Annotated in this window: 9 protein-coding genes; all 9 read left to right on the top strand. The window is 32.2% G+C overall.

The annotated features are described in order from the left end of the window. The first annotated feature begins 9 nt into the window (after positions 1-9). The 9 genes from tuf (at position 10) to rpoC (ending at position 13,532) form a co-directional block, all read left to right on the top strand. Entirely contained in the window at positions 10-1,194 is a 1,185-nt protein-coding gene (gene tuf, locus M9405_RS02755) for an elongation factor Tu (RefSeq protein WP_250223170.1), read from the top strand. Positions 1,195-1,272: 78 nt separating this feature from the next. After that, positions 1,273-1,647: a preprotein translocase subunit SecE gene (gene secE, locus M9405_RS02750; RefSeq protein ID WP_250223169.1), complete on the top strand. Its 375-nt coding sequence runs from the start codon at positions 1,273-1,275 to the stop codon at positions 1,645-1,647. 4 nt (positions 1,648-1,651) lie between these two features. Then, entirely contained in the window at positions 1,652-2,200 is a 549-nt protein-coding gene (gene nusG, locus M9405_RS02745; protein WP_250223168.1) for a transcription termination/antitermination protein NusG, read from the top strand. 116 nt (positions 2,201-2,316) lie between these two features. Next, positions 2,317-2,748 (top strand): 50S ribosomal protein L11, encoded by a 432-nt coding sequence (gene rplK / locus M9405_RS02740; RefSeq protein ID WP_250223167.1) that lies wholly within the window; start codon positions 2,317-2,319, stop codon positions 2,746-2,748. A 6-nt stretch (positions 2,749-2,754) separates the two neighbouring features. Then, positions 2,755-3,471: a 50S ribosomal protein L1 gene (gene rplA, locus M9405_RS02735; protein WP_250223166.1), complete on the top strand. Its 717-nt coding sequence runs from the start codon at positions 2,755-2,757 to the stop codon at positions 3,469-3,471. A 421-nt stretch (positions 3,472-3,892) separates the two neighbouring features. Further along, the gene (rplJ, locus tag M9405_RS02730; protein ID WP_250223165.1) at positions 3,893-4,399 is read left to right on the top strand and encodes a 50S ribosomal protein L10; all 507 of its coding nucleotides are present in this window, start codon (positions 3,893-3,895) and stop codon (positions 4,397-4,399) included. Between the two features lie 86 nt (positions 4,400-4,485). Then, on the top strand, positions 4,486-4,857 hold the full coding sequence (rplL, locus tag M9405_RS02725) for a 50S ribosomal protein L7/L12 (protein WP_250223164.1): 372 nt from the start codon (positions 4,486-4,488) through the stop codon (positions 4,855-4,857). A gap of 231 nt (positions 4,858-5,088) precedes the next feature. Further along, positions 5,089-9,114 (top strand): DNA-directed RNA polymerase subunit beta, encoded by a 4,026-nt coding sequence (rpoB, locus tag M9405_RS02720; protein WP_250223163.1) that lies wholly within the window; start codon positions 5,089-5,091, stop codon positions 9,112-9,114. An 83-nt stretch (positions 9,115-9,197) separates the two neighbouring features. After that, complete coding sequence (rpoC, locus tag M9405_RS02715) at positions 9,198-13,532, top strand: DNA-directed RNA polymerase subunit beta' (RefSeq protein ID WP_250223162.1); 4,335 nt, start codon at positions 9,198-9,200, stop codon at positions 13,530-13,532. Positions 13,533-13,841 lie beyond the last annotated feature (309 nt).

Raw genomic sequence — 13,841 nt, 5'->3', positions numbered from 1 at the left:
GAATATAAAGTGTCTAAAGAAACATTTAAACGCATAAAACCACACATTAATGTCGGCACCATTGGTCATGTTGATCACGGAAAAACTACTTTAACTTCTGCTATAACTACTGTTTTATCTAAATATTATGGTGGGTCTGCCTGTGCCTTTGATCAAATCGACAATGCTCCAGAAGAAAAAGCACGCGGTATTACCATAAACACTTCGCATGTCGAATATGACACTAAATCCAGACATTACGCTCATGTAGATTGCCCAGGACATGCCGATTATGTAAAAAATATGATCACTGGTGCTGCACAAATGGATGGAGCAATTCTAGTGGTAGCAGCTACCGATGGACCTATGCCCCAAACTAGAGAACATATTTTATTAGCTAGACAAGTAGGAGTACCTCATATTATTGTATTTATCAATAAATGTGATATGGTTGATGATGAAGAATTATTGGAATTAGTAGAAATGGAGATGCGGGAATTATTATCTCAATATGATTTTCCAGGAGACAGCACTCCTATAATTCGTGGATCTGCAATAAAAGCATTAGAAGGCGATGAACTCTGGTCAAACAAAATATTGGAATTATCTAATATATTAGATAGCTATATCCCTGAACCTAAACGTGCTATTGATCAACCATTTCTACTGCCTATAGAAGATGTATTCTCTATATCTGGAAGAGGCACTGTTGTTACTGGACGCATAGAAAGTGGTATCATTAAAGTTGGAGAAGAAATAGAAATTGTTGGTATAAAAAATACAGTAAAAACTACTTGTACTGGAGTAGAAATGTTTCGAAAGTTATTGGATGAAGGGCGCGCTGGAGAAAATGTTGGTATTTTATTGCGTGGAACTAAAAGAGATGAAGTAGAAAGAGGGCAAGTTTTATCTAAACCTGGATACATAAAACCTCATTCTTGTTTTGAATCAGAGGTATACGTCTTAAATAAAGACGAAGGAGGCAGACATACTCCATTTTTTAAAGGTTATCGTCCTCAATTTTATTTTCGTACTACAGATGTTACTGGCACTATTGAACTACCAAAAAATATTGATATGGTAATGCCCGGTGATAACATTAAAATGTTAGTGCAGCTAATTTCTCCAATAGCTATGGATGAAGGATTGAGATTTGCTATCAGAGAAGGTGGACGTACTATAGGAGCTGGTATTGTATCTAAAGTTATATCTTAAATCATTACATAATTAACAACTAATGGTTATATTCTGCAATATAATTCTTAAACTTACACAATAAATAATGCATATTACATGCAAAAAAATAAAACAAACAAAGAAAAATATATATTAGAAATAACAAAATGGATAAGCGCAGGCATATTATTGATCAGCTCTATCATCGGTAATTATTTATATTGTCAATATAATATCTACATGCGCAGCGTTGTTCTACTGCTGGTGATAAGTGTCGCTTCATGCATTATATTAACTACTACATCTGGAAAACTAATAATTAAATTTGGAAAAGAAGCGCATATTGAACTAAAAAAGGTAGTATGGCCTACTTATAAAGATGGACTAAACACTACTCTTATTATAATAGGAGTAACTATTATTATGTCATTATTACTGTGGGGTTTAGACACTGTTCTAGTGTATATCATATCATTTGGGTTAAAACTATAAAAAAATGACTAATACTTCAATAAAAAAACGTTGGTATGTTATCCAAGCATTTTCTGGGTTCGAAAATCGAGTAGCTCGCTCTTTACGTGAACATATTAAACTCCATAACATGGAATTAATGTTTGGTGAAGTACTAGTGCCTACCGAAGAAGTAGTGGAAATGCGATTTGGACAAAGAAGAAAAAGTGAACGTAAATTTTTTCCTGGTTATGTATTAATACAAATGGTAATGACTGAATCCAGTTGGCACTTGGTACGAAACATTCCACATGTTATGGGTTTTATTGGAGGAACATGCGATAAACCTGCGCCTATCGGAGATAAAGAACTAGATAATATTATGCGCAGATTACAACAAATAGGTGATAAACCGCGTCCTAAAACTTTATTCGAGCCTGGAGAATTAATTCGAGTAAACAGTGGTCCATTTTCTGACTTCAATGCTATTGTAGAAGAAGTAGATTATGAAAAAAATCGTTTAAAAGTATCAGTATCTATTTTTGGTCGATCTACCCCAGTAGAACTAGATTTTTCTCAAGTTGAAAAATCATAATTTTAAATATTATTTACATATATAAACATATGTACACAGAAAAATATAATTATCTAAAAAATATTAGATATATTATCTAATAAACATTATTGATTCTTGTTCTATAGGTGATTAATATGGTAAAAAAAAAAATAAAAGCTCGCATTAAACTACAAATTTTAGCTGGCACCGCTAATCCCAGCCCTCCCATTGGACCAGCCTTAGGTCAACAAGGGATTAATATCATGGAATTTTGTAAAGCATTTAATGAAAAAACTGAAAAACTTGAAAAAACTCTACCAATTCCAGTGATAATTACAGTATATAACGATCGTTCGTTTACATTCATTACTAAAACCCCTCCAGCTGCATTTTTACTAAAAAAATCTGCAAATATTACGTCTGGATCAGGAAAAACAAAAATAATAAATGCAGGAAAAATATCACGCACCCAAATTTATAATATCGCACAAATTAAATCCGACGATATGACAGGAGCTAACATAGAAGCAATGTCACGGTCTATTATAGGCACAGCTCATTCTATAGGGCTTGAAGTGGAAGATTAATATACTATGAACAAATTTAACAAAAATAAAAAAAATAGAAAAAAAAATAAAAAAATATATATAATGCAAAAAGATTGTGACAACTCTCAACAATATAACATATCCGATGGATTAGAAATATTAAAAAAAATGAAAAAAGCAAAATTCATCGAAAGTGTTGATGTTGCGATTAATTTAGGTATTGACACACGTAAATCTGACCAGAATATACGTAGTTCTGTCGTTTTACCGCATGGAATTGGACGCAATATACAAGTTGCTGTTTTTGCGCAGGGGGAAAATATTAAATTAGCTAAAGACGCAGGAGCCGACATAGTCGGATTAGAAGATTTATGCAATAAAATAAAGATAGAAAAATATTTACCAGATGTAATTATTGCATCTTCTGATGTAATGCCATTGATCAACAAACTTGGTCCTATTTTAGGACCCAAGGGTTTAATGCCTAATATTAAAATGGGCACTATATCCAATAATATATCAGAATCGGTAAAAAAAGCTAAATTAGGGCAAATACGTTACAAAAATGACAAAAATGGTATTATTCATGCTACTATTGGAAAAATTAATTTCGATACCTCTTATCTTAGAGAAAACTTAGAAACATTAATTTTATCGATTAAACACGTCAAACCATACACACACAAAGGAACTTATATAAAAAAAATAAATATCTCCACTACTATGGGTAAGTCAGTAACTATTGATCAAAATAGCATTTAGCAATATATAAATGCTATTTAAATTTTTATCAAAAATTTGGCATCTTTACAGATTATAATTAAATTTTAGCAAGCATAATATATTATTATGCAACATTTATAATAATAAATTATATAATTTTCTAAAATTAAATGATATAATCCAGTAAGGATGCGCTGATGATTCTATCATATGCTAAAATAATACGATTCTGTAATCTATACAGAAATTACCTTGTTGATGCAAGGTTGTGGTTATCTTTGTTAATCAGTTTTACACAAAACTATAAACTAAATTTAATTTTAAAATAAAATATCGTGTTATAAAAAATTCATAATTGTAGTTAATTTAACGCATAAAATAAAAAATTACTACAAATTACACTAATTAAATAGGATATAATTAGTATGTTATACATATTAAATTTATTAAAGGTATAGTAATGGTATTGGGATTTCAGAAAAAAAAAGACATAATCTGTAATATTAACAAAATTGCCCAACAAGCATTATCTGCGGTGATAGCCTCTATAGAAAAAATCTCAGTAAATGAGATTTCTTATTTAAGAAAAGAAGCAAGAAATCTTAACGTACATGTGTACGTTATTAGAAATACATTGATAAAAAAAATAATAGAACACACTTCTTTAGAGTGTCTAAAGAACACGCTTTTCGGACAAAACATAATAGCATTTTCTATGAAACAACCACAAGATTCTGTGCGTATTTTTGTAAATTTTTCCAAACATCATGAAAACTTCCAAATAAAAGGAGCAGCCTTTGAAGGTAAATTTATTCCTGCGTCGCAAATCAGTATTTTATATAACTTGCCCAATAAACAAGAAGCTATTTATAAATTAATTAATGCTATACACATAAATAGCATAGGAAACTTAATAAGTATATTATATTTATGGTCTAATAAACACAACAAACACCAAATCAATTAGATTTAAACACTTAATTAAACTAATAATAATATATTGTATACAATATACATATAAAAAATTATATTTTTACATTTTTGGAAATTATTATGTCTCTAACAAAAGAACAAATCTTAGACGCTATTTCTGATATGTCTGTGATGGATGTAGTACAATTAACTTCTATGATAGAAAAAAAATTCGGCATTACTTCCACTAAGCCATTAGAATCTACTACTACTGAAGTAGTACAAAAAATTGTAGAAGAACAAACTGAATTTAACGTATTTTTGACTGCTATAGGAAACAACAAAATTCCTGTTATAAAAACAGTACGTAGTATCACTGGACTGGGATTAAAAGAATCAAAAGAACTAGTTGAATCAGCTCCTGTCATGTTAAAAGAGTCAATAAATAAAAATGATGCTGAATCTATCAAAAAAACCCTGGAAACAATAGGAGCATCTGTAGATATTAAATAAAATAAGATAACCAACAAAACCAATGCTCTTATCTGATAAATTAACTTTAATTAAATAAAATTTATTCCATTAAATAATAAAATTCGCTTAGTTGAAACACAGTAAAATTGTGTAATACATACTTTATATACAATCAAATACTTAAAAATACTAAATACTGACTATCATTTACAAAACTACTAAATTAAAATTTTTAAACTCACCTATATCATTAATTATTCGAGGAATTTCATGGTGTATTCCTATACTGAAAGAAAACGTATACGTAAAGATTTTGGAAAACGCCCTCAAGTTCTGGACATTCCATATCTACTATCTATTCAAATTGATTCTTTTCAAAGTTTTATCCAAAGTAATACAAAAAAACAATGTGGATTAGAAATCGCATTTCAATCAATTTTCCCCATAAAAAGCTATAATGGAAACGCTGAATTAAGATATCTAAAATATAAATTAGGCGTCCCCACTTTCAACACGAAAGAATGCCAAACTCGTGGCACCACATTTTCTGCTCCACTCAGAGTGTTATTAGCACTAGTAATTTACGAACGCAATGGATCAAAGAACACTATAAAAGATATTAAAGAACAAGAAGTATACATGGGCGAAATTCCTCTCATGACTGATAATGGTACTTTTATTATTAACGGAATTGAACGTGTAATAGTATCCCAACTACACAGGAGTCCAGGAGTCTTCTTTGACAGTGATAAAGGTAAAACACATTCATCTGGAAAAGTCTTATATAATGCACGTATTATTCCATACCGTGGATCCTGGTTAGATTTTGAATTTGATTTAAAAGATAATTTATTTGTACGAATTGATAGAAGAAGAAAACTACCAGCTACTATTATATTACGTGCGTTAAACTTCACTACAGATGCAATATTGCAAACGTTTTTTTGCACAGTTACATATGAAATTCAACATGATTCTCTATATATGCATTTAGTTCCAGAAAGATTACGGGGCGAAACAGCATCTTTTGATATCACAGCTAATAATACTATATATGTACAAAAAGGCCGTCGTATCGCAGCACAACATATTCTGCAATTAAAACAAGATAATATTTCAAAAATTAAAGTTCCTATAGATTATATTATAGGTAAAGTCATTATAAAAGATTATATTGACAAAAAAACAGGTACAATCATTGCTACAGCTAATACTGAAATATCTTCTAATATATTAAATAACTTAATTAATGCAGGATATAAAACTATAGAAACATTATTTAGTAATGATCTAGATCATGGTAATTATATATCTGAAACCTTAAGGATTGATACTACTACTAATAAATCTGATGCCTTAATGGAAATTTATCGAGTGATGCGTCCTGGAGAACCTCCTACTAAAGAGTCCGCTGAATATCTATTCGAAAATTTATTCTTTTCAGAAGAACGCTATGACCTATCTGCTGTAGGAAGAATGAAATTCAATCACACATTGCAACGCGCCCAAACAGACACATCAGTCACCTTAAAAAAATCCGATATCGTTGATGTAATAAAAAAATTAATCGATATTAGAAACGGTAAAGGAAATGTAGATGATATAGATCATCTAGGAAACAGACGAATACGTTCTGTAGGAGAAATGGCTGAAAATCAATTTAGAATTGGACTAGTCAGAGTAGAACGCGCAGTAAAAGAACGCCTAGCTCTAGGCGATATAGATGAACTAATGCCACAAGATTTAATTAATGCTAAACCAATATCAGCTGCAATAAAAGAATTTTTTAGTTCTAGTCAATTATCACAATTTATGGATCAAAATAATCCATTATCAGAGATCACTCACAAAAGACGCATTTCCGCATTAGGGCCTGGTGGATTAACCAGAGAACGAGCAGGCTTTGAGGTACGTGATGTTCATCCTACACATTATGGTAGAGTTTGCCCCATTGAAACTCCAGAAGGACCAAATATCGGATTAATTAATTCATTATCTGTATACGCTAAAGCTAATCAATACGGATTTTTGGAAACACCTTATCGTCAAGTACATAACGGTGTAGTGAGTAATAATATTCAATACTTATCAGCAATTGAAGAAGGCGATTTTATAATTGCACAAGCTAATACTAATCTAAATGAAAAAGGGGAATTTATTGATGATTTAATCACATGTAGATATAAAGGAGAATCTGGTTTATTCAAAACAAATCAAATAAATTATATGGATGTATCTACACAACAAATAGTATCAGTAGCTGCTTCTTTAATTCCCTTTTTAGAACATGATGATGCAAATCGGGCACTCATGGGCGCAAACATGCAACGTCAAGCAGTCCCTGTCTTATGCAGCGAAAAACCATTAGTAGGTACTGGAATGGAACGAGCAGTAGCTATAGATTCTGGTGTAACTGTAATAGCGAAACGCGGTGGCACTATTAAATACGTAGATGCATCACGTATCGTAATTCACGTAAATAACTGCGAGACACATAACAACGAATCAGGCGTGGATATATATCACTTAACTAAATATACTAGATCTAATCAAAATACCTGCATTAATCAAAAACCATGTGTTTCTTTGGGAGAAATAGTAAAACAAGGTGATGTCATAGCGGATGGCCCGTCTACAGATTTAGGAGAGTTAGCCTTGGGACAAAATATGCGAATCGCCTTTATGCCTTGGAACGGATATAATTTTGAAGATTCTATGCTAGTTTCAGAACGTGTTGTTCAAGACGACAGATTTACAAGTATACATATACAAGAATTAACTTGTATATCACGTGATACTAAATTAGGACCAGAAGAAATTACCTCTGATATTCCAAATATAGGAGAGACAGCTTTATCTAAATTAGATGAATCAGGAATAATTTATATAGGAGCAGAAGTAACAGGAGGAGACATACTAGTCGGAAAAGTTACCCCCAAAGGAGAAACACAACTAACACCAGAAGAAAAATTATTGCGCGCTATATTCGGGGAAAAAGCTTCCGATGTCAAAGATTCATCCTTACGTGTTCCTAATGGAGTATGTGGAACTGTAATTGATATACAAATATTTACCAGAGATGGCATAAATAAAGATAAACGTTCATTAATTATTGAAACCGCAAAAATAGAACAAATTAAAAAAGATTTAAATGAAGAACTACAAATTTTCGAAATAGTATTATTTAATAGAGTTTATGATATATTAATAAATAGTGGAATTACAAAAGATCAATTATCAATAACTAATAGAAACAATTGGTTTAATTTCATAGTTCCTAACAAAAATACACAACAACAATTGTCTCAATTTTCAAAACAATATACTAATCTAAAAAACATCTTCAAAAAAAAGATGGAAGCTCAAGAACGTAAAATTACCCAAGGAGATGAACTAGCACCTGGTATACTCAAGATAGTTAAAGTATATCTCGCTGTTAAACGACAAATACAGCCCGGAGATAAAATGGCTGGACGACATGGAAATAAAGGGGTTATTTCTAAAATTAATCCAATAGAAGATATGCCATATGACCAATACGGAGTGCCTGTAGATATAGTGCTTAATCCACTTGGAGTCCCATCTCGTATGAATATTGGGCAAATTTTAGAGACTCATCTAGGTATGGCAGCAAAAGGTATTGGGAATAAAATCCATTCTATGCTAGAACAACAAAAAAAAATTGATAAATTAAGAAAATTTATGCAAAAGGCTTATGATATAGGAGCAGGATCACGACAAAACGTAAATCTTAATGCATTATCAGATGAAGACATACTGAAGCTCGCTGAAAATTTAAAACAAGGCCTCCCTATAGCTACACCAGTATTTGATGGCGCTACAGAAAAAGAAATTAAGGATCTTTTAAAATTAGCTGAACTACCTATTTCTGGTCAAATAACACTCTTTGATGGATGCACAGGAGAAGCTTTTGAAAGACAAGTGACTGTAGGTTATATGTATATGCTAAAATTAAATCATTTAGTAGATGATAAAATGCATGCGCGATCCACAGGCTCTTATAGTTTAGTAACTCAACAACCATTAGGGGGAAAAGCACAGTTTGGTGGACAACGGTTTGGGGAAATGGAAGTGTGGGCGCTAGAAGCCTATGGAGCATCTTACACATTACAGGAAATGCTCACTGTAAAATCAGATGACGTTACCGGACGCACTAAAATGTATAAAAACATTATTGAAGGAAATCATACTATGGATCCTGGAATGCCAGAATCTTTTAACGTCCTATTAAAAGAAATTCGATCGTTAGGAATAAACATAGAATTAGAAGATTAGTAGTACAATTAACGTACCTGCTATTTTAAACAGAATATTTTATACACAAATATAATTATATTTACTCTAATAAAGGCTAGTCTGTGAAAGATTTATTAAAATTTTTTAAAACTCAAAATACTCAAATAGAAGAATTTAACTCAATCAAAATAGAACTTGCTTCTCCAGATATGATTAAATCCTGGTCCTTCGGAGAAGTAAAAAAACCAGAAACTATCAATTATCGTACTTTTAAACCTGAAAGAGATGGTTTATTTTGCGCACGTATTTTTGGACCAATTAAAGATTTTGAATGTCTATGCGGCAAATATAAACGTTTAAAGCATCGCGGTGTAGTATGTGAAAAATGTGGAGTAGAAGTAACACAAAGTAAAGTAAGACGTGAACGCATGGGACATATAGAACTAGCCTCTCCTACCGCTCACATTTGGTTTTTAAAATCATTACCATCACGTATTGGTTTATTATTAGACATGCCTTTACGCGATATAGAACGTGTTTTATACTTTGAATCTTATGTAGTAATTGAAAGTGGTATGACCAACCTCGAGTGTCGCCAAATTTTAACTGAAGAAGAATACTTAGATGCATTAGAAGAATTCGGAGATGAATTTGAAGCAAAAATGGGAGCTGAAGCCATTCAAATTTTATTAAAAAACATACACTTAAAAAGTGAATGTAAATATCTTCGAACAATACTAAATGATAGTAATTCTGAAACTAAACGAAAAAAAATTACAAAACGTATAAAATTGATAGAATCATTTATACACTCTGCAAATAAACCTGAATGGATGATTTTAAACGTCTTACCAGTTCTACCCCCAGATTTACGACCATTAGTTCCGCTAGATGGAGGTCGTTTTGCTACTTCAGATCTAAATGACTTATATCGACGTGTTATTAATAGAAACAATAGATTAAAAAGACTGCTAGATCTAACTGCCCCAGAAATTATAGTACGTAACGAAAAAAGAATGTTACAAGAAGCAGTTGATGCGCTTTTAGATAATGGACGCAGAGGTCGCGCCATTACAGGATCTAATAAAAGACCTTTAAAATCTCTAGCTGATATGATTAAAGGAAAACAAGGTAGATTTCGTCAAAATCTTCTAGGGAAACGTGTTGATTATTCTGGCCGCTCTGTGATTACTGTAGGACCTTACCTAAAATTAAACCAATGTGGATTACCTAAAAAAATGGCGTTAGAATTATTCAAACCATTTATTTACGGAAAATTAGAATTACAAGGTTTTGCCAGTACTATAAAAGCGGCAAAAAAAATGGTAGACAAAGAAGAAGCAATAGTCTGGGATATTCTTGATAACGTAATTCGAGAACATCCAGTTATGCTAAATCGCGCGCCTACATTACACAGATTAGGTATTCAAGCATTTGAACCTATATTGGTCGAAGGAAAAGCCATTCAATTACACCCATTAGTATGCGCTGCATACAACGCTGACTTTGACGGTGATCAAATGGCTGTGCACGTTCCATTGACGCTAGAAGCACAATTAGAAGCCAGAGCTCTTATGATGTCTACTAATAACATTTTATCCCCTGCTAATGGGGAACCGATTATTGTTCCATCTCAAGATGTAGTATTAGGATTATACTATATGACTCGAGAACGTACTAACGCTAAAGGTGAAGGTATGATATTAACGGGGCCAAAGGAGGCGGAATATTTATATAATTTAGGTTTAGCTGACCTACACGCACGTATAAAAATACGTATTACTGAATATAAATACAACAAAAACACAAAAGAACTATTGAAACACACAAACATTATAAACAGCACAATAGGACGTGCTATATTTTGGATGATAATACCTAGGGGGCTGCCATTTACATTAGTTAATCAAGTACTTGGTAAAAAAGCCATATCCGACATGTTAAATAATTGCTACAGAACTTTAGGATTACAAGCCACGGTAATACTAGCTGACAACATCATGTATACTGGTTTTGCTTATGCAGCTCGTTCTGGAGCGTCTGTAGGTATTGATGACATGATTATACCTAAAAAAAAGGCTAATATTATAAAAGAAGCAGAATCTGAAGTTGCCGAAATACAAGAACAATTTCAAACTGGATTAGTCACTGCAGGTGAACGTTATAATAAAGTTATAGACATTTGGGCTGCAGCTAATGAACGCGTTGCACAAGCAATGATGGATAACTTAGCTATTGAAACTGTAATAGACCGTAACAATCAAATTGAATCACAAGCATCATTCAATAACATTTTTATGATGGCAGATTCAGGAGCACGCGGTTCAGCAGCACAAATACGTCAACTTGCAGGTATGAGAGGTTTGATGGCAAAACCAGATGGATCAATTATTGAAACCCCTATAACTGCAAATTTCCGAGAAGGATTAAACGTGCTACAATACTTTATATCTACACATGGAGCACGTAAAGGCTTAGCTGACACTGCTTTAAAAACAGCGAATTCTGGTTATCTCACACGCCGTCTAGTGGACGTAGCACAGGATTTAGTTATTACTCAAGACGATTGTAATACATTATCTGGAATAACAATAAGCCCCATAATTGAAGGAGGAGATGTCAAGGAACCTTTAAGAGAACGAGTATTAGGACGAGTTACAGCAGAAGATATATTATTAGAATCGCATCAAAAAAATAATGACACAATATTAATACCCCGCAATACATTACTAGATGAACACTGGTGCGATATTATAGATCAATATTCCATTGATACTGTAACAGTCAGATCTGTGGTCACCTGTGACACTGATTTTGGTGTATGCACCAAATGTTATGGAAGAGATCTAGCTCGCGGCCATCTTGTCAACAAAGGCGAAGCCATTGGTGTAATCGCCGCACAATCTATAGGTGAGCCAGGAACCCAACTAACCATGCGCACTTTCCATATAGGAGGAGCTGCATCTAGATCTGCTTTAGAATCAAACATTAAAATAAAAAATCGAGGCATTATTCATTTAAAAAATGTTAAATCTGTAGTAAATGGCGATGGAAAATTAGTAATTACATCACGTAATACAGAACTAAAAATTATAGATCAATTATCCCGTACCAAAGAAAGTTATAAAATACCTTATGGCGCCATAATAAATAAAAAAAATGGAGAAGAAGTAACACATGGAGAAATAGTGGCTTATTGGGATCCACATACTATACCAATAGTAGCAGAAGTTAGCGGATTTGTCCGGTTTGTTGATATGATAGATGGACAAAGTGTTATTAAACAAACTGATGAATTAACAGGGTTAACTTCTATAGTAGTTTTAGATACAGTTGAAAGAATGATTGGCGCTAAAGACTTAAGACCAACTCTAAAAATAGTAGATATCAATGGTTATGACATTTGTCTTCCAGGAACAGAAGTTCCAGTACAGTATTTTTTACCTGGAAAAAGTGTGATTCAATTAATTGATGGTTCTAGAATCATATGTGGAGATACATTAGCAAGATTACCACATGAACATAGCGGAACCAAAGATATCACTGGAGGATTACCACGTGTTGCTGACTTATTTGAGGCAAGGCGACCAAAAGAATCAGCGATTCTAGCAGAAATTAGTGGAGTTATCTCCTTTGGAAAGGAGACTAAGGGTAAACGTCGTTTAATGATCGTTCCTATTAATAATAATGAAGATACTTACGAAGAAATGGTGCCAAAATGGAGACACCTTAATGTTTTTGAAGGTGAATATGTAGACAAAGGTGATATTATTTCAGACGGTCCAGAATCTCCGCATGATATATTAAGGTTGCGTGGAGTCCATGAAGTCACGCAATATATCGTTAATGAAGTACAAGCGGTATATCGTTTACAAGGGGTAAAAATTAACGATAAACATATAGAAGTTATCGTACGTCAAATGTTACGTAAAGCTACTATTATCCAATCAGGAGATTCTGATTTTCTTGCAGGAGAACAAATAGAATACGCGCGTATAAAAATTGCTAATAGACAATTAGAAAAAGAAAGAAAAACAAAAATACGCTTTGTACGTAATTTACTAGGTATTACTAAAGCATCGCTCACTACAGAATCATTCATTTCTGCAGCATCTTTTCAAGAAACTACACGTGTACTCACCGAATCATCCGTAGCTGGAAAAAAAGACGAATTACGTGGTCTCAAAGAGAATGTAATCGTTGGAAGATTAATCCCAGCAGGAACTGGATACTCTTATCATCAAGAGCGTATACATAATCAACTTCAACGTCGTAAAAATAATAATGCTAATAATTTTAAAACTAGTACTGTTAAACAACATCAATTTTACTCTTCCAATAAATCTACTAATACAAAAAATATATCTACACAAATAACCGCAGACGAAGCATCTGCTAACCTAGCTGAATTGTTAAATGCACAACATATAAAAGAAACGTCAGTCAATAAAACTTAAATAAATATATTTATACCAACCATGTATAGGTTACATTAAATGCAAAAATATTTATATATAAAATATATTACTTTTACAATTATAAAAATTCACTAGATGACTCTAGTAAAATTTAAATTACATCCCAAATAATAATGAAGCACGTTCATTACACATAAACAATGAATTTTTTCGATAAATTATATAATTTACTTATAATAAAAGTTACGTAATATACAATATTATAATAAATATTTAATCCTTGACAATATTAACTTTAAATAAACAAATTAATCCTTAGTCTATAACCAAAGAGCTGCGTTTTTATCA

This window comes from Candidatus Blochmannia ocreatus (genome assembly GCF_023585745.1).
In the GTDB taxonomy this organism is placed as follows: Bacteria; Pseudomonadota; Gammaproteobacteria; order Enterobacterales; family Enterobacteriaceae; genus Blochmanniella; species Blochmanniella ocreatus.
The sequence above is the reverse complement of the archived record's forward strand: the minus strand, read 5'-3'. Positions and strand labels throughout refer to the sequence as shown.

Bases quoted from the DNA above. Each gene is read 5' to 3' on its own strand.
- secE (WP_250223169.1), top strand. From the start codon at position 1,273: ATGCAAAAAAATAAAACAAACAAAGAAAAATATATATTAGAAATAACA.
- nusG (WP_250223168.1), top strand. From the start codon at position 1,652: ATGACTAATACTTCAATAAAAAAACGTTGGTATGTTATCCAAGCATTT.
- rplK (WP_250223167.1), top strand. From the start codon at position 2,317: ATGGTAAAAAAAAAAATAAAAGCTCGCATTAAACTACAAATTTTAGCT.
- rplA (WP_250223166.1), top strand. From the start codon at position 2,755: ATGAACAAATTTAACAAAAATAAAAAAAATAGAAAAAAAAATAAAAAA.
- rplJ (WP_250223165.1), top strand. From the start codon at position 3,893: ATGGTATTGGGATTTCAGAAAAAAAAAGACATAATCTGTAATATTAAC.
- rplL (WP_250223164.1), top strand. From the start codon at position 4,486: ATGTCTCTAACAAAAGAACAAATCTTAGACGCTATTTCTGATATGTCT.
- rpoB (WP_250223163.1), top strand. From the start codon at position 5,089: ATGGTGTATTCCTATACTGAAAGAAAACGTATACGTAAAGATTTTGGA.